Source organism: Planktothrix agardhii (genome assembly GCF_904830935.1).
Taxonomy (GTDB): domain Bacteria; phylum Cyanobacteriota; class Cyanobacteriia; order Cyanobacteriales; family Microcoleaceae; genus Planktothrix; species Planktothrix agardhii.
Map to the genome: position 1 here is coordinate 328,707 of NZ_LR882952.1, position 18,130 is coordinate 346,836.

Genomic DNA, 18,130 nt, shown 5'->3' on the forward strand with positions numbered 1-18,130 from the left:
AGGGGTTGGGTCTCCCAACCCTCTTTGCTTAAACACCAGATATTAAAGTTAGTAATTCTGCTTCTGATAATAGGGTAATTCCTAAATCTTGGGCTTTTTTAAGTTTAGATCCTGCTTCTTCTCCTACTACTACATAATCTGTTTTTTTACTAACTGAATCCGTGACTTTTCCTCCGGCATTTTGAATTAATTTTTTTGTGTCTTCCCGTTTTAATGTTGGTAATGTTCCTGTAATTACAAAAGTTTTGCCTGCCAAGGTTTGAGGTTCATTACTTTGATTATAGTCTATTTTTTCTGAATTTGCAAGCTCTAATCCTGCGGTTTTTAATCTTTCTATTAATAGTTGATTGGCAGGAAGATTAAACCATTCATAGACAGAATAGGCAATTTCTGGCCCGATGCCATAAACACCTTCAATTTCGGCGGCGGATGCTGGGGTTAATTGTTCAACACTCTTGAATTTTTGGGTAATTAATTCGGCATTCACACTGCCAACATGACGAATTCCTAAACCATATAATACCCGCGCCCAAGGTTGGTTTTTAGAAGTTGCGATCGCCTGAATAATTTTAGTCGCTGACTTTTCCCCCATCCGGTCTAAAGTCATTAATTGTTCAACGGTTAAATCATATAAATCTGCTACGGAATTAACTAATTTTTTATTAACAAACTGTTGAACTAATTTATCCCCAATACCATTAATATCTAAGGCATCTCTGGAACACCAATGAATCAAAGATCCTTGTAAAATTGCCGGACAAGAATCATTAATACATCTCGTTACCGCCTCTCCTAATGACTGTACAACCGCCTGACCGCATTCAGGGCAATGGGTTGGCATTTCAAACTTTTTAGCGTCCTGGGGGCGCAATTCTAATAATACTTTTACGACTTCGGGAATAATTTCCCCAGCTTTGCGGACAATTACCGTATCACCGATATGCAGATCTAATTCAGCTAGGCGATCGCGGTTATGTAATGTCGCTCTTTGCACCGTTGTACCTGCCAGTAAAATCGGGTTAAGTTCCGCAACGGGGGTTAAAGCTCCAGTTCTCCCCACTTGTACAGTAACAGATTTAATTTGAGTTGGCATTTCTTCCGCCGGATATTTATAAGCGATCGCCCATCGCGGAAATTTCTGGGTAAATCCTAATTTTTCCTGTAGAGATAAGGGATTAATTTTAATTACCACTCCATCGGTCATATAGGGTAAATTTTGCCGTTTTTGATCCCAATATTCACAATATTTGATCACTTCGTCTAAACTGGAACAAAGTTGACGATTAGGATTAACTTTAAACCCCATTTTTTGCAATAATTCTAAATTATCCCATTGGGTTTGAGCAGAAACTATTTCTAAATTATTCTGTTCGTGAATATGTAAAGTATAGGCAAAAAAATCTAGTTTCCGTTGGGCGACAATTTTAGAGTCTAATTGTCTTAAAGTTCCAGCCGCAGCATTTCTAGGATTAGCAAATAATGATCCCCTTTCTTTTTGTCTTTCTTGATTAATTATTTCAAATACTTTTAATGATAAAAATGCTTCCCCTCGAACTTCAACTAAATTAGGTGGATTTTCTAATTCTAATTTCAAGGGAATTGAACGAATTGTTTTTACATTTTGAGTAATTTCTTCCCCGGTTATCCCATCTCCTCGGGTTGCACATCTAACTAATATTCCGTTTTCATAAGTTAATGCTAAGGCAGATCCATCTATTTTTAATTCACAAATATAAGTCGGAAATTCTGATGTATTTGTAGCTGTTTTTAGACCTCGCTCTTGCCAAGTTTTTAAATCATTAAAATTAAAAGCATTATCTAAACTGTACAAAGGAATATTATGTTTAACGGATTGAAATTGAGTTGCGGGTTTTTCTCCTACTCGTTGAGTTGGACTATCGGTCGTAATTAATTCAGGATATTGTTGTTCTAAATCTTGCAATTCTCGATATAATTGATCATAAACAGAATCCGCCATTGTGGGCGCATCTAGGACATAATATTCATAACTAGCTTTCTGCAATAACCGTCTTAATTCTTCAATTCGTTGCTGAATTTCTGGGGTAATTTCTATCATTGTTAATACCTCAAACCTGTGAATGTATAGCAGTCGAGCTTGGTAGTTAGGACAAAGAAAGCTTACGGTTAAGTCTTTTACCCTCTGTTCCCTCCCCCCCCAAACCCCCCGTACACGGGAGGTTTGGGGGGTCTGTTCCCTACTATCAAAGATAGTAAAAGGAAGATTAATAAATTAACCTCCCTTTCTCAATTAGGAATTACCGTTTTTCCGATCAATTTTGAGTTTCTATAAATTTAAACCCGTCAACTCAAAGGATTTTTGATCATTTAAGTCGTTCTCTTTGTTCTTATCATTTTGACTTCCACCATTGACATCAGCCGGAAATTGATTAATTCCTTGCAAAATTCGAGATTCATTTTCCACTTGAAATACATTGGCGTAAAGGTTAGCCACAATCTGTTTTCCCTCTTGGGTTAATTCCAAATATTTTAATGCCGCCGGAATATAAGGAAACACTCCATTCCAGTAAAATTTAGCATAATTTCGGCGTAAATCCCCTGGAGTTTTATAACCTAAAACTTTGTTAGTTCCCACTTCTTCAAATTCATAAAATAGGGAACTAATCTTTTTCAGATACCGGGGATCACTGAGTTGACCTATCAAATCAGCAGCCCGGGCTAGTCCCGAATAATTATGTCGATCTTGATGGGTTTCATCAGCAGGAACAGGAAAACGAGTTAACTCAATATTGCGTTTAATTTGTTCCGCATCAATTAAATTATGTCCCCCAAATCTTTCATCAATTACTAACTTTCCCCGATCAACATGATAAGCAGTTAAACTAGCTGATGTGGCTCCCACCGAAATAGGCACAATTCCATCCCCAATTCCCGTTGCAAATAAACCCAAAGATTCTTGATCTTGACGACAAACACCCTTCACATAGCCAATATCATGACACAGTAAAGAAATGATAAAATGTAACCAGTCTTCGGTCGTAACTCCACCTTCCCGAATATGTTTTCCGCGTAAAATTTCCTGTCCCACTAACGTCACTAACATGGTATGCTCAACGTTGTGGTAAAGAGCGTCACAATTGGCAATATTTTCCAGTGCCATTGTTCCAGCCCAGGCAATAATTTCGGGGTAGTTGGGTTTAAACCCACCGTAAGTTCGACGGTATCCAGCTTGTAATTGCTGAACAAAGACATCAATTAGAATCGCTGTGGCATTAAGCATAACTTATTAGTTAAATAAAGTGCTACAGACCAGATAATTAGCTATCTAGTCATGGGTTTTAAGGCTTAAGCTAATTATATTCTATTAATCCGTTGTCCCGGTGTGGGCAAAATTTCAGATCAACCTAATTTTGAACTGATTATGACATCCGCATTTGATCCCGATTTAGTTTTTCTGTTATACGACAACACCCTACCCGGGGACACCTTGACTAATGGTAGCACAACGGTTCCCGGAGGTGATAGTACCGTTTCTGGCAATAGCAGCTTGAGTGGAAATGGAAACCAAATTCCTCAAGTCACAGATACCCTGGGTGTTAGTCTAGCTGGGACTGCGGCGGCAGATATTATCCGAGGAAATATAGGGCGAGATAGTTTGTATGGTCGCGGAGGAGGAGACACAATTTTTGGTGATGACGGTGAAGATTTGATCGATGGGGAAACTGAAAATGATTATATTAATGGTAATCAAGGTCGGGATTCTATTCTCGGTAGTGATGGAGATGATACCCTATTTGGAGGCAAAGGTGCAGATACTTTAGAAGGTGGAAATGGTAAAGATTTTTTATTCGGAAATAACGATAACGATCTGTTGATCGGAGGGGACGATAATAATAATACCCTGTATGGTGGAGCCGGAGATGATTGTCTGGTTGGAGGAAATAAAGATGATTTTTTATCCGGTGATCGAGGTCAAGATATTTTAGTTGGGGGTGACGGAAAAGATACTTTCTTTATTTCGGTTAATTCTGGTAGTGGAAATGCTGCTTTAACAGATATTATTGTAGACTATAATCAAAATGATGATGTTATTTTGCTACCCAACGATTTAGCTTTTAGTAAACTAAAATTTGAAACAGACCGTGTGAATGGAGTTAACGGTTTATTGATTCGGACAGATGATCGAGATAACCCCACTTATCTAGCATTTATTCCTGGTTTTACAGGCAATTTAACATCGGTTAATTTTAAATCTCTACCTTAATAAATAATAGCAGAAAACAACCATTTAATAAAGGAAATTTAATACTAATGTACGGGTTTATCAACCTTAATAAATCTGCCGGATTCACCTCCCATGACTGTGTGACGCGAGTTCGCCGAATATTACGATTAAAACGGGTCGGACACGCCGGAACCCTCGATCCCGCCGCAACGGGAGTATTACCAATGGCGCTGGGAAAAGCCACTCGTTTATTGCAATTTCTCCCTTCTCATAAAGCTTATCATGCTAGAATTAAATTCGGTGTCACCACCACCACCGATGACTTAGAAGGAGAAACCTTAACTGTTCAATCTGTACCGCATTTACAACTTGAACAAATTCAAGAAATTCTCCCTCAATTTATCGGTAAAATCGAACAAGTTCCTCCTATTTATAGTGCGATTCATGTTCAAGGAAAACGCTTATATCATTTAGCCAGAAAAGGAGAAGTTATTCAGGTTCCCAGTCGGACAGTCGAAGTTTTTGATCTGAAAATTCTTAATTGGTATCCTGGGGAATTTCCCGAATTAGAAATTGCGATCGCCTGTGGTTCAGGAACCTATATTCGCTCTATTGCTAGGGATTTAGGAGCTATACTTAATACTGGAGCTACTTTAGCTAATTTAATTAGAACCGAAAGTAGTGGTTTTGATTTAGAAAATAGTCTAACCTTGGAAACCTTAGAAACCCAAGTTCAACAGCAAACCTTTTCGCCCCTATCTCCAAATATTCCTTTAAATCATTTAACAAAAATTATCCTAAATTATGAATCAATAAAACGTTGGTTTCAAGGACAATCTATTGTTGTAGAAAATCAAATAATAGAAGATCGTCCCGTGAGTGTCTACGATCAAAATCAACAACTATTAGGAATAGGAAAATTAATCGAAACTCCCGATCAAATTCTCCTCGCTCCTCAAATTGTTCTCACCGAAAATTAACCGATTTTTTAATATGATCAAAACCCTATTAATTACCCTAATTAAAGGCTACAGATTGTTGATTTCTCCCCTATTTCCCCCCGCTTGTCGCTTCCATCCCACCTGTTCCCAATATGCCATTGAAGCCCTAGAAACCTTTGGAATCATTCAAGGAAGTTGGTTAGCACTCAAGCGAATTTTACGCTGTCATCCCTATCATCCAGGGGGTTATGATCCTATTCCTCCCAAACCCGAAGATTAGACTGATAAATAAAAAAGGGGTAGACTAAGCTACCCCTAGTTCTGAATTACTACAAATTAAGACTTAGAATAGTTCAAAGTCAGTAGCTTTCAGAGCAGGATTATTCACAAAGGTAGCTACTTCTTGTGCAGCACCACCAGTGACGAAGTATAACTTACCATTGTTAGAGTCATAAACCAATCCAGCAGTAGCAGCAGGAGTTGCAGGGTTGAAGTTAGCAACCACTGTGAATTCACTGGTTTCTACACTGACACCCAGAGATGTGAACGTACTAGAAGCCAAAGCAATCTTGTCAGTTCCCGATACGAAATCAACCACTACATCGGCATTAGCAGTGCCAACTTGACTAAAGGCAAATGTGTCACTTCCGGCATTACCAGATAAGTTATCATTGCCTTTGTCTCCATTAATGAAGTCATTTCCGTCTCCACCAGCAATCACATCGTCGCCGGCACCACCATAGATGGTATCGTTTCCGGCCCCACCATAGAGGTTGTCATTACCCTTTTCACCCCAGATAATGTCATTGCCGTCATCACCATAAATTAAGTCATTTCCTTCACCGCCACCAAGGATGTCATTGCCAGCGCCACCGGAAATCGTATCGTTTCCTAGGTCACCAAAGACGGTATCATCTCCATCACCACCATAGAGCAGGTCATTTCCTTCACCACCAGCAATGAAGTCTTTGCCACCTAGACCATAGATGGTGTCATTTCCTATGTTCCCGTAAAGCTCATCGGTATCGACGTTACTACCATAGATCAGATCATCGCCACTGAAACCATAAATGACAACAGGGGCTGCGAGTCCAGCCGAGAGAGTATCATTAAGACCAGCACCTTGAATTAAATTGGTATCAGCCGTACCTGAAATGCTATTAGCCTTACCTGGGACAGCATTTAGGGCAACTCCGCCCCCTGCTAGTGTTACTGATGCTACGCCTTCGGATGTTACTATCTGAGACATTTAAGTGCTCCTCACTTGAGTTAAATAATGTTAGCGTTTCGATTCTTTGGGGATTCTACAATAGGAACTTAGTTACTGGTAGCTTTAGAGATGATTAAACTTCAACTTACCAGAGATTCCAGTCGGTCAATGAACACCACGCTTAGTTTATCCTAAAGAGAACAAACAATCCAGTGCATTTTAACAGAAAAAGGGACGATGTTGAAAATTGAGCAAAGTCCATCTCTTGTAGGTGCAAACAATGGTTTGACACCACCGACTAGAACCCATTGGAGTGAAGCCAAGCACCCGTCAGTAATGAGTAAAAAAATATCGTATCAGCTTAACAGAAGTGTCAATAAAATAGCAAGAGATTGAGAAATTTATATCTTGGTCTTCAATGGACACAACAGGAATACGCCCTGATCTCACATCCGTTCTTGGGTTCGGCAAAACTGGCGATCGCTTGATGTGAAATGATTGACCGCCCGACGGGAGCAAAGGAGTCCTAGATACAAGGATTTCTTGACACCCCCGCTTAGAACTGTCCTCGTGACACCGACCTGGAACCGGACGTAAAAACAATCTGGCTTCTCTGACTGACCTTGTTACTGGGAAGTTCCCAACAGAATCACCGTTTTATTCAAGAAAACTGAATTGATTGATCTGAATCGGCTAAAATGCTTGAAGTTAAACGAATCCCAGCGATATCTATGTCACATCAACAGGAGCCGATGCCACGATTGACTTTACTCTACCAATGGCATCGACACCCCAGCCCCAGTGGGTTAAGAGGATGGCTAACAATCATTTTAGGATTAGGGCTGATATCAGGAATGGGAAGTCCAGTTTTGGCTGGTATCCCAGGGATTGGGCCCAATCCCCCATTGATGTCCCAAAATTTGGCTCAAAATTCAATCATCCATATCGATCCCAACACTGGACGTGATAGCGAAACTTCCACAGGAAGTCAAACTGGCCCCTATCGTTCGATTACTTATGCGCTGCAAAGGGTTCAATCGGTTACAGTGATTCAACTTAACCCAGGTACCTACAGTCAGGAAACCGGAGAAGTGTTTCCGATATCCCTAAAGGATGGGGTGACATTACAAGGAGATGAAGCCAGCAATGGACAAAATACGGTGATTATGGGGGGGGGAAATTTCGTGAGTCCCACCTTTGCTCGACAAAATGCCACAATTAAAACCCAAGGAAATAGTCAAATTATCGGGGTTACAGTTACCAATCCCAATACTAGAGGAACGGGTTTATGGATAGAATCTTCTAGTCCTGTAGTTAGTGGCTGTACGTTTATTGAAAGTAAGCGGGATGGAATTTTTATTACTTCTGAAAGTAATCCAAAAATCCAGAGTAATATATTTACTCAAAATGCTGGAAATGGGATTTCAATTGCCCGTTCAGGAGCCGGAGAAATTCGGAATAATGTTTTCCAAAATACCGGATTTGGGATCTCGATTAATGATGAAGCGTCTCCTACAATTATGGAAAATAAAATTATCGAAAATCGAGATGGAATTGTGATTTCTCACCAAGCCAAACCTATTTTACGAAATAATTTAATTGAAAATAATGAACGAGATGGAGTGGTGGCAATCTCCCAATCTCAACCGGATTTAGGCACAACCGCCAGTCCTGGTCAAAATATTATTCGGAGTAATGGTCGCTATGATGTGTATAATGCCACACGCGGTTATACCCTGACAGTTGTTGGAAATGAAATCGATCAAACCCGCATCTCCGGTGCAGTAGAGTTCTGAAAATAAAAAGCCAGCTTCCAACTGAGGGAAGCTGGCCTTCACGTTTTTATATGTAGGTTTATTATGTTTAGGGTCTTTATATAAGCTGACCCCATTTGAGCGATTAAATCGGATTTATGGTTAAGGTCTTATAAAAGCTGACCTCAATTGATTAACTATATATAATCATGCCAGGGATCAAGGCAAAACCTTAATTTCGTAATATTTTCTTTATTTTCTTTTGTTTGCGTCTTGTATTGTTAGATTGAGAAATATGTAGTTATGTTACTTTCTGTCTGATGGACGGCGACTGGCCCGTTGTTCCCAACGGAATAAACCCACCATTAGGGCTACCACTCCCACCTGTAGAGCTAAGTTTGGTAACGCGGAGGTGATATTCCGTCCGGCTAACAGTTGGGCCAAAAACACCACCGCCCCAATAAAACCTGAAGCCCCAAAACCAATATAAATAAACTGTCGTAAACCCCGATAAGGAGCCATCGCTTCCGCCCTCAGACGGGTATATTGTTCGGGACTCAGTTGGGAGTTTTGTTGAGAAGGATTAGATTTAGGAGTTGTCATATTAGTTATAGTGCTAGGGAATAGGGAACAGGGAACAGGGGAAGCAGAGGAGCACCAAGCAGTTCGAGCGTCCTCGCTCGCTTAGTATCACCCAAAACCCATTCGTAATTCGTAAAATTCGTAATTCGTAATTCGTAATTCGTAATTCGTAATTCGTAATTCGTAATTCGTAATTCGTAATTCGTAATTCGTAATTCGTAATTCGTAATTCGTAATTCGTAATTCGTAATTACCTTAATACTAACAAAATTGTCTGAAATAACCCAATCACAACCCCTAAAATTCCCCCTAAATTAACAATGGCTTGTAATTCACTTTTAACGATACCATTAATGGCAGCTTCCATATTTTCAGGAGAAGTTTCCTTGACTCGATTAATAATCACCTGTTCAATATTCAAAATCGGAATCACTTGAGCCATAATTTTCTCTATATCCCGTTCTAAATACCGTTCTAAAATTAAAGCTAATTCCTGACTGACTAATTCTAAAGATGTATTCATCACCGGAGAAATTTGTAAACGTTTTAAAATCCAATTTGAAACATTATCCCAATCAATGGATTGACTTAACTCTTGAAGCACATCAATACCTTGTTCTTGAATATAGGTTTTCACAGCATCTCCCATCGTTTTTCTTAACTGTTTGACGGTAGAAACAGGTAAATTTTGTAAAGAGATATTTTGCAACCACTCTTGTAGTCTTTCTCGTAATCCTAAAGATTTAATTAATGCGGTTAATCGTCGATTAGTTTCTTCTTTTTCGTCTAAACAAAAGGTTCGTAAACGGGTTAAACTATTGCGTAATCCCAACAAATTTGCTACCACCCAATAGGTTCCAGTGCTTTGTTCACGGAATCCTTCATCAATAATTGAAATATTTTTATCCGTGAGAAAATCAATTAAAGCCTGTCGCAATATTTCCGGGGTTAATACAACCTCTAACAGCCATTTAGATAGGTGTTGCGATTGTTGATCATTTAATTGAAATTCTAATAAAATTCGATCAAAAATTTGGTTGATTTGAGGAGCCAGAAAGTCATCTTTTTTGGCTAAAACCCTTAAAATTTTAGGTAAAGACTCTCCAATAAAATCCCGTAAAATTCCCGCTAAAATTTTAGCTGTTTTTGGTTCTGTATCGGCTTTAATTTGATCTAAAGCTAGTCTTAAAAACCAACTAATAGCGGCTTGCATTCGTTCTGTTTCGAGCAAACGACGCGCTAATTTTTGTAATTCTTCGGGAGTCAATAAAGACCCCATAATGGTATCGGAAATTCGTTTAGCTAAACGCTCTTGATTTCTGGGAATCAAACCGGGAGTAAACGGAATCCTTCGGCCATAAATCTGTAGCGGTCGATACGGACGAAATAACATTTTAATGGCTAAATCATTGGTAAAATAGCCAATAATTCCACCCACCATCGGAGGTGTAATTAAAACCAACTGTTCAGAAAAATTGACCATTCTTATCGTAGCAGTCCACTAGGAAACCATCTGATGTATTAGCAATTGTCACTGAACACACCGAATACCTAAAACTTAATTGGCTTTAGTGATTACTAATACTCCCATCATACCGCTTGCAATTGGGTAATGTGTGGCGGTTGAAAATCCTGCTTGCTGGGCTAACTGAACTTGTTCTGTACCGATAGGGAATTGATCTAAACTGGGGTTAATATAAGCGTATTCTTCTCGAAACCCAAATCGTTCCGCCGTGCGAACCACAAACTGCTGTAAATACCACTGTTGAAAAGTACGCAATAGGGAACCCGGAGGACGGTGAAAATCCAAAATCGCAGCTTTTGTCCCAGGTTTGAGTACCCGATGAAGTTCCTCAAGACTGCGGGGAATATCTACAACATTCCGTAAACCATAGCCCATAGTGGCACAGTCAAAGGTGTTGTCTGAAAACGGCAATCTTAATACATCCGCTTCTATCCAAGAGATCTTAGCCCTTGGAATAGTAAAGGGTCGGGGTCGGTGCTGGGCAATTTCCAATTGACAACTGGAAAAATCTACCCCAAACACCTGTCCCGGTTCTCCAACCTGTTGTGCTAATAATAGGGCTAAATCTCCACTTCCACAACATAAATCTAAAGCGGTGTCTCCAGGTTTAGCCCCACTCCAGGCTACGGCCATTTTTTTCCAAATCCGATGTTGGCCTAAACTTAACCCGTCATTTAACTGATCATAGACCGGGGCGATGCGATTAAAAATCTCTTGAATCGGGTTATTTTCCTGAACCATTCCTCTAATTAGCTGTTAGCTGTTGCCTGTTGCCTGTTGCCTATTGCCTGTTGCCTGTTGCCTGTTGCCTGTTGCCTGTTGCCTGTTGCCTGTTGCCTATTGCCTGTTGCCTGTTGCCTATTGCCTGTTAGCTGTTGCCTGTTGCCTATTGCCTATTGCCTGTTGCCTATTGCCTGTTCCCTGTTCCCTTCTTCAAATTGATTAATGCCCCAGACTAATTAAAGCCAAAGCGATTTGTTGAGCCACTAAATGAACCGTGATCAGATCGTCAGGACTCATCTGACAAGGCTGTTTCCATTGTACTGATAATAGACCGATTAGTTGTTCCCGATAGGTAATCGGAATATTGATATGGGCTTGAATTCCCGAACTTTGATAGTGAGCCAGAGTAGCTAAGGCGGGATCAGTTGTAATATTAGTCGATGCTTGTACAGTTCTGGTAGTTATGGTTTCCTGAACTAAAGGATCAATCTCTAACCAGTTTTCCACAACACCAGTGGAACTATAATGACCTTCTATAGAATTTAAGCGATTGTCTTTAATTTGTTGCAAAATACAAACATCGGCTCGGAACCCCGATGCGACGGCTGTGCACAATGCAGTGAGTAAACTTTCTAGGGTCGTCGCTGCTTGGGCCGCTTCCATAATCGTCGCTAACAGTTGGGTTTGAGCCTGAGCGCGATTGAGTTCTGCGGTGCGTTGGTTCAGCAATTGATATGTTTGGGCGGCTCTTTCTACTACGGCTTTGAGTTCATTGGGATCCCAGGGCTTTGTAATATATTTGTACACCTGTCCTGAATTAATCGCATCTACCAAGTCCTCAATATCTGTAAATCCGGTCAAAATAATTCGCACGGTATTGGGGAACTCCGGCACAGTTTTGCTGAGAAACTCTGTACCCTTCATCTCTGGCATTCGTTGGTCGGAAATAATGACCGCCACTTCTCCTTCGTTGGCCAAAATTTCTAAAGCTTGACCCCCGCTTTCCGCCTTAAATACATCAAAGTTACGTCGAAATGTCCGATAGAGCAGATCCAAATTATCCGGCTCATCGTCAACGACCAACATCTTAGGCTTTTTGGGTCTCTGATGGTTCATGAGTTAGCGCTTAACACTTTCTAGTTGGGGAATTTCAACTTCCATCTATACCGATTCTTTTTGAAGAACGTTTATTGATACCAGTTATCAGTTATCGGTGATTAGTGGTTAGATCTGCGATGGCGTCTCTAACCACTGATTTTGTGATTATAGCTGATTACTGATTACTGATTACTGATTAAAGAACTGACCCAGATTAATCCGCCACTCACCAAAAGCACGATGATTAAAGCGATCCCCAAAAATTGATTGTCTTGAGTCTTCACCGCATCCCCAGAGTTCACCTTATGTGAAACCGGGGGTTTGGGAATAGACCGAACGGTCGCCACCGAATTGTTTTGAGATCGGGAATTTCCTTGGACATCCAGATGATCCAAATCAGGAATTTTTACAAATCCCTCTGGGTCAATATAGAGTTTAGGAGCTTCCAGGACTTCGAGTAAACGACGAGCCTGTTGACGAGTGCCAATATTCGGATGACGAGTCAACTGTTTACATAAAGCGATCGCTTCTTGCCTTTTGCCAGAGGCTTCAAATGCTGTGACTAACCACATTTGGATCTCTCCACCCAGAGGAGAATTGAGTTCCACAGCTTGACGAGCCTGTTCTAAATATTGAACCGACTCTCGATAACGCCCCTGTTCAAAGGCAAACTGACCCGCTTGATATGCAATTTGAACGGCTTCTAAGGGTTCTTGAGTCACGGTTTTCCCTATTTAAAACTCATCATAGTTGTTCCGAGGCGCACCTTCATCCGAATCGCGCTTAGAACCCAATAGGTCTAATTCATACACTCGAATTACAGGTTTTGAACGTTGAGTGCCTGTATTCCGATCTTGCCAATAGTCAAACTTTAACACTCCTTTAATCCCAATTAAACCGCCTTTACGGACATAGTTAGCCGCAACTTCTGCTGTTTTGTCCCAAATTTCTAAGTTAAACCAATCGGGTTGATCCGTTTTTTTAGTCCGACGGTTAACCGCTAAGGTTAAATTACAGACGACGCTACCGGACTCAAAGTATTTGACTTCTGGATCGCCACCAGCGCGACCAATCAACGTCACAATATTTAGGTTCATAAGAAAATAATGATCGAATAGTGCATATCGAGGTTCTTCAGACCTTGGGTAAAACACAAGGATCACCGAAACTAAATCCTTGGTATTTTTAACTTACACCGCCGGGAAGTCCCCCGCTCTAACTGTACCCAGGTAAGCGGTAGGATGAAAGGCGGGTCAACTCCGTACCTACATTGACCGAATCTTTTTTCAGTATTATGTAGTAAGATATTCAGACCAGGAGGTACAAATCGAGTGTTACATCAAGCTGTACAAGTCCGTCTGTATCCAACTGCATTGCAAAAAGCACTACTAGCCCAAACATTAATCACGGATTTCTCACGGATTAAGAGGATTTCACCGATTACATCTTTAACTTCGTATTAGATAAATAATTTAGTGCGAAGCAAGGAATATAATCCGCGTTAATCCTCTTAATCAGTATAATCGGTGTCAAAGAAATTAGCGCGTAAACAAAAAGCCTGTACTTGAGCCCTTAGGCTACGCTCAGGAGAGCCCCAGTCGAAGTGGGAGTCAGTCAAGACAAAAGTATAGAAAAATTGTGGCCGCATTATACGAACGAGTTAGTAATTCCCGGCAAGATTTTCTACATAAACTTAGTCATAAGTTGGTCAGCGATAGCCAAGCTGTCATAGTGGAGAATCTTAATGTCAAATTTGCGTCTGGAGTGCTATTATTGTCACAGGTTTTTAAATTGAGCATAATTAAACAACCTAAAAACTTAACTAAATTGGTTAAGTGCGGAGTCACACCTAACCGTGTTGCTGTTTAATAAAGCTAAATTTGAACAAAAACCTAGATATAAATTAACAACAACTCTTCAACCTAGATCTGGGTTCTCGATCAATGTGAGTTATTGCCTTAATCCTAAGTGTCCAAATCCAACTGATCCAGCAAACGAGAATCGGCGCACTTGCTGTCAATGTGGCTCGGATCTTTTGCTGGAAGGACGGTATCGTGTGATCAAACAACTTGGAGGAGGAGGTTTTGGCAAAACATTTGAAATTGATGATCAAGGCAAATGTAAGGTTGTAAAAGTTTTATTAAAAAATCATCCTAAAGCCGTCGCTTTGTTCAAACAAGAAGCGAAAGTTTTGAGTCAGCTTAATCATCCTGGAATTCCTAAAGTTGATCCCGATGGCTATTTTACCTATCTTCCCAAAGGGAGTAACGAAGCCCTTCACTGTTTGGTGATGGAGAAAATTGAAGGGCTAAATTTACAAGACTGGATGAAAGAACGAAAAAAAGAACCCATCAGTCAAGAACACGCTTTGGAATGGTTAAGAGAACTGACTGAGATCCTAGAGCAAGTTCATAATTTGCAATACTTCCATCGGGATATTAAGCCTCAAAATATTATGAGGAAACCCAATGGACAGTTAGTATTAATTGATTTTGGAACTGCAAGGGAAGTTTCAGGAACCTATATTGCTAAGGTAGAACAGGGGCAAAATGTAACCGGGATTGTTTCCCCTGGATATACACCCCCAGAACAAACGAATGGCAAAGCTGTTCCGCAATCCGATTTTTTTGCCCTGGGACGAACTTTTATTTATTTATTAACCGGAAAACCTCCCACTGCTTATCCAGAAAATCCTCGAACTGGAAAGTTATTGTGGCGAAAGGGCGCACCCAATCTTTCTGATCAATTTGCGGGAACTATTGATTTTTTGATGGCCCCTTTTCCGGGTAATCGCCCTCAAACGCCACAAGCAATCTTGCAGTGTTTAAAAGATATTAAACCTCTAGGCGAAGAAAAAGAAGTTCCCCCGCCTTCCCCTACGGACAAAAAGCAAGTCAAGCAAAATTGGAATAGTGGGTTTAATTTTTCTATTCCTAAAATTAAATTTCCTAAAATTCAGCTTAAATACTTCTGGGTTTTAGGAACATCCTTAATGGTATTGGGCGGAGTTTATACACAAATTGATGGCTATATCCGTTATGGATTTATCCCGGCTAATCCAATTTTAATTTTAAAAGGATTGCCAGGCAGTATTTTTTTAGAGAGGTACGAACGAGCCGTTGGTGAAATTTATGCTATTGTCATTAGCCCCGATAATAAAACCCTGGCTGTGGGGAGTTTTGGGGCAATTAAAATTTGGAATTTAACAACAGATGTCAAACCACGAACGATTGCAGCCCATTCTAGTTGGGTCAAGGCTCTGGCTATTAGTCCCAATAATGCAACCATAGCCAGTGGTAGCAATGATAAAACGATTCGTCTGTGGGATTTAAAGAATGGAAAGAAAACACGAACAATTGAAGAACATACTGAAGGTGTAAATATTGTTGTTTTCAGTCCTGACGGTCAGACCTTAGCCAGTGGGAGTGATGATAAAACTATTCTGATTACGCCTTTAAATAAGGGATCTCGACAACTCATGTTTACGGGTCATGAAGGCGCAATTCATGCCCTTTCATTTAGTCCTGATGGTCAAACTCTAGCCAGTGGAAGCTCAGACCAAACAATTCGGTTATGGAATTTGGAGACGGGCACTCGTAAACGAAGTATCTCAGGTCATGACGGTAGCATTAATGCTCTGATTTATCATCCAGATGGCAAAACCCTAATTAGTGCCAGCGATGATGGTACGATTCGGCTATGGAACCCAGATACGGGAGAACAAAAAGAAGTCTGGAAAGCTAATAATAGTCCTGTGAAATCATTGGCAATCACAAAAGATGGTAAGACTCTTGTGAGTGGGGGTGATAGTGTAATTATTTGGGATCTAAAAACGGGCAGAAAACGGGTGGTTTTGTGGGGTCATGATAAACCTATTAATGCTTTAGATGTAAGTTCAAATGGTCAAATTGTAGTTAGTGGTAGTGAGGATAAAACCATTAAAATTTGGCGAATGCCTTAATGAGTTATAGCAGTCGCCAGACCTATTTAGATCATATGCCCAATAGTCGTCTGTTTTGTCGCGATCGCCTGCCCAGTAGTCGTCTGTTTTATCCCACATTCCGCAGATATTTAAGTCAATTTAATTTTCAACTAAATTGTTCTAAATAAAAGCCCAAATAATTGCCATGTAATAATTTGGACTATTTTTAATGTAGAATAATAATTGCAGTAACTGAACCAATAAAAAGATGAAAAACCCCCTAGAAGCGATAGAAATCGTAAATTTAGACCATTTAGGAATAGTAGCAGGGATAATAGATGAGATGGAATTAGTAGAAGAAGTGAATAAAAAAGTGGGATTAAGAGCAAAAGAAGCAGTAAGCCCAGGACAGGTAATGAAAGCAATGATTTTGAATGGATTAGGGTTTTTGAGCGCGCCGCTGTACCTATTCGAGAACTTTTTCGTAGGGAAAGCAACAGAACATTTAATAGGAGAAGGAGTAATAGCAGAGCAACTAAATGATGACAGAATCGGGAGAGCATTAGATAAATATTATGAAGTAGGAACAACAAATCTATTCACAGCAATAGCCCTAAAAGCCGCCCAAAAATTCCAAGTAGAAAAGGAAAGCGTACACCTAGATAGCAGTTCGATATCAGTAGAGGGAGAATACAAAAGTAAAGAAGAAGAAAATCAGGAAATAGAAGAAGAAATGAAAGCCATAAAAATAGTGCATGGATACTCAAGAGATAAAAGACCAGATCTGAAACAATTTATAATAGATATGGTAGTAAGCGGAGACGGAGATGTGCCATTATATCTAAAAATAGATGACGGAAACGCCGATGATAAAAGCGTATTTGTAGAAAGACTAAAAGAATTTAAAAAGCAATGGACATTTGAAGGAATATGTGTAGCAGACAGTGCATTATACACAGCAGAGAATATAGGAGCAATGGCAGGAATGAAATGGATAACAAGAGTACCATTAAGTATAAAAGAAGCGCAAAATAAGATTGTAGAGATAGAAGAGGAAGAATGGGAGCAGAGTCAAATAAAAGGATATAGAATAGCAACGAAATCAAGTGAGTACGCAAACATAAAACAAAGATGGTTAGTAGTAGAAAGTGAAGCCAGGAAAAAAGCAGCCCTAAAAAAAATATCAGAGCAAGTAGAAAAACAGTTAGAGAACGCCAAAGCATCACTGCGGAAGCTATTGAAACAAGAGTATGCTTGCATAGCGGATGCAGAGATTGGGATAAAAATGTTATCAGATTCGTGGAAATATCACGAAATAAAAGAAATAAAATGCACAGAAAAAGCCAGTAAAAAAAGCCAAAGTAAAACAGAAAAAGGGAATCAAGAAAAGACAATAGTTTATCAAGTAACAGGAGAGATAGAACCTAGAGAATCAGTGATAGAAGCGGAAAAAATCAAAGCCGGAAGATTTATATTAGCGACAAATATATTAGACAAGAAAGAGGTGAGTAATGAAAAGCTATTAGCCGAATATAAAGCGCAGCAAAGTAACGAGAGAGGATTTAGATTTTTAAAAGATCCGTTATTTTTCACAGCAAGTGTATTCGTGAAAAAACCAGAGAGAGTGGAAGCAATAGCGATGATAATGGGATTGTGCTTGTTAGTGTATAACCTAGCTCAAAGAAAATTGAGAAAACAATTAGAAACAGCCCAAGAAGGGGTGAGGAATCAGGTCAAGAAAATCACGAATAAACCGACAATGCGGTGGATATTTCAAATGTTTCAAGCGGTACATTTAGTCAGGATAAATGGGGAGAAACAAGTGAGTAACTTAACCCAAGAACGTCAAGAAATATTGCAGCATTTAGGGAAAGATTGCTGTCAATACTATTTAATGATTTCTGGAGGATAAAGATTAAGAGAAAGGGTGAAATAGTTGTAAAAAATCTAAGTTATGAGTCAAGATGAGAACTCTTGGCTGAAACGAATTTGGTGATAAAATACAAATATATTTAAAAAATGGGATTCTATTTCTATTAAAAAACAGCAATTATTTATGTTTAGTTAAATAGCGGTAAACTAGCTATATAATTTGATAGTAAAGCCTCGGAAGTTCACCGAAAAATTGGAATAGGTTTCTATTTTTTAGAATTAGTGGAAAATTTGACCCC

General features: G+C 39.7%; 17 protein-coding genes and 1 pseudogene. 9 read left to right on the forward strand and 9 right to left on the reverse strand.

All coding sequences use genetic code 11. The features are described 5' to 3' along the window. Positions 1–28: 28 nt before the first annotated feature. The gene (ligA, locus tag NMG88_RS01515) at positions 29–2,077 is read right to left on the reverse strand and encodes an NAD-dependent DNA ligase LigA (RefSeq protein WP_254035037.1); all 2,049 of its coding nucleotides are present in this window, start codon (positions 2,075–2,077) and stop codon (positions 29–31) included. Between the two features lie 228 nt (positions 2,078–2,305). Beyond that, positions 2,306–3,259, reverse strand: coding sequence for an Npun_R2479 family HD domain-containing metalloprotein (locus tag NMG88_RS01520; RefSeq protein WP_026797504.1), 954 nt, complete (start codon positions 3,257–3,259; stop codon positions 2,306–2,308). A 141-nt stretch (positions 3,260–3,400) separates the two neighbouring features. Here NMG88_RS01520 and NMG88_RS01525 point away from each other — a divergent pair, with 141 nt between their 5' ends. From NMG88_RS01525 to yidD, 3 genes are read left to right on the forward strand one after another with little or no spacing between them, the layout of a single operon-like run. Then, on the forward strand, positions 3,401–4,243 hold the full coding sequence (locus tag NMG88_RS01525) for a calcium-binding protein (protein WP_042156952.1): 843 nt from the start codon (positions 3,401–3,403) through the stop codon (positions 4,241–4,243). Positions 4,244–4,290: 47 nt separating this feature from the next. After that, a complete protein-coding gene (gene truB / locus NMG88_RS01530) occupies positions 4,291–5,184 on the forward strand; it encodes a tRNA pseudouridine(55) synthase TruB (protein WP_254035038.1) in 894 nt (297 codons plus the stop codon). Positions 5,185–5,200: 16 nt separating this feature from the next. Next, positions 5,201–5,425, forward strand: coding sequence for a membrane protein insertion efficiency factor YidD (gene yidD / locus NMG88_RS01535; RefSeq protein ID WP_026787206.1), 225 nt, complete (start codon positions 5,201–5,203; stop codon positions 5,423–5,425). Positions 5,426–5,488: 63 nt separating this feature from the next. Here yidD and NMG88_RS01540 read toward each other — a convergent pair whose 3' ends face one another. Further along, positions 5,489–6,394: a calcium-binding protein gene (locus tag NMG88_RS01540; RefSeq protein ID WP_254035039.1), complete on the reverse strand. Its 906-nt coding sequence runs from the start codon at positions 6,392–6,394 to the stop codon at positions 5,489–5,491. A gap of 713 nt (positions 6,395–7,107) precedes the next feature. Between NMG88_RS01540 and NMG88_RS01545 the strand changes: the two genes are divergently transcribed. Continuing rightward, positions 7,108–8,151, forward strand: coding sequence for a DUF1565 domain-containing protein (locus tag NMG88_RS01545; protein WP_254035040.1), 1,044 nt, complete (start codon positions 7,108–7,110; stop codon positions 8,149–8,151). Positions 8,152–8,415: 264 nt separating this feature from the next. Here the strand turns inward: NMG88_RS01545 and NMG88_RS01550 are convergent, their stop codons facing one another. The 6 genes from NMG88_RS01550 to NMG88_RS01575 all read right to left on the reverse strand — a co-directional run bounded on the left by NMG88_RS01550 (position 8,416) and on the right by NMG88_RS01575 (position 13,134). Continuing rightward, positions 8,416–8,712 carry a DUF3493 domain-containing protein gene (locus NMG88_RS01550; RefSeq protein ID WP_254034520.1) on the reverse strand — a complete coding sequence of 99 codons (297 nt, stop codon included), beginning with the start codon at positions 8,710–8,712 and terminating at the stop codon, positions 8,416–8,418. Positions 8,713–8,941: 229 nt separating this feature from the next. Next, positions 8,942–10,174 (reverse strand): DUF445 domain-containing protein, encoded by a 1,233-nt coding sequence (locus tag NMG88_RS01555; RefSeq protein ID WP_235765558.1) that lies wholly within the window; start codon positions 10,172–10,174, stop codon positions 8,942–8,944. A 75-nt stretch (positions 10,175–10,249) separates the two neighbouring features. After that, positions 10,250–10,957: a bifunctional demethylmenaquinone methyltransferase/2-methoxy-6-polyprenyl-1,4-benzoquinol methylase UbiE gene (gene ubiE, locus NMG88_RS01560; RefSeq protein ID WP_042151189.1), complete on the reverse strand. Its 708-nt coding sequence runs from the start codon at positions 10,955–10,957 to the stop codon at positions 10,250–10,252. Between the two features lie 201 nt (positions 10,958–11,158). Continuing rightward, positions 11,159–12,055 (reverse strand): response regulator, encoded by an 897-nt coding sequence (locus NMG88_RS01565; RefSeq protein ID WP_087882185.1) that lies wholly within the window; start codon positions 12,053–12,055, stop codon positions 11,159–11,161. 164 nt (positions 12,056–12,219) lie between these two features. Continuing rightward, positions 12,220–12,759 (reverse strand): tetratricopeptide repeat protein, encoded by a 540-nt coding sequence (locus NMG88_RS01570; RefSeq protein ID WP_254035041.1) that lies wholly within the window; start codon positions 12,757–12,759, stop codon positions 12,220–12,222. Positions 12,760–12,771: 12 nt separating this feature from the next. Further along, positions 12,772–13,134: a single-stranded DNA-binding protein gene (locus NMG88_RS01575; protein WP_042151194.1), complete on the reverse strand. Its 363-nt coding sequence runs from the start codon at positions 13,132–13,134 to the stop codon at positions 12,772–12,774. A 234-nt stretch (positions 13,135–13,368) separates the two neighbouring features. Here NMG88_RS01575 and NMG88_RS22790 point away from each other — a divergent pair, with 234 nt between their 5' ends. The 5 genes and pseudogenes from NMG88_RS22790 to NMG88_RS01595 all read left to right on the forward strand — a co-directional run bounded on the left by NMG88_RS22790 (position 13,369) and on the right by NMG88_RS01595 (position 17,871). Beyond that, positions 13,369–13,500, forward strand: a complete 132-nt coding sequence (locus tag NMG88_RS22790; protein WP_479724786.1) for a helix-turn-helix domain-containing protein — start codon at positions 13,369–13,371, stop codon at positions 13,498–13,500. Positions 13,501–13,648: 148 nt separating this feature from the next. Continuing rightward, a pseudogene (locus NMG88_RS22560) lies at positions 13,649–13,906 on the forward strand (transposase); the annotation flags it as partial. A gap of 187 nt (positions 13,907–14,093) precedes the next feature. Beyond that, positions 14,094–15,998 carry a protein kinase domain-containing protein gene (locus NMG88_RS01585; RefSeq protein ID WP_376786468.1) on the forward strand — a complete coding sequence of 635 codons (1,905 nt, stop codon included), beginning with the start codon at positions 14,094–14,096 and terminating at the stop codon, positions 15,996–15,998. After that, complete coding sequence (locus NMG88_RS01590) at positions 15,998–16,147, forward strand: hypothetical protein (protein WP_254035042.1); 150 nt, start codon at positions 15,998–16,000, stop codon at positions 16,145–16,147. The genes NMG88_RS01585 and NMG88_RS01590 overlap by 1 nt, the downstream gene beginning before the upstream one ends. Before the next feature lie 80 nt (positions 16,148–16,227). Then, on the forward strand, positions 16,228–17,871 hold the full coding sequence (locus NMG88_RS01595; RefSeq protein ID WP_254035043.1) for an IS1634 family transposase: 1,644 nt from the start codon (positions 16,228–16,230) through the stop codon (positions 17,869–17,871). The last annotated feature ends 259 nt before the right edge of the window (positions 17,872–18,130 follow it).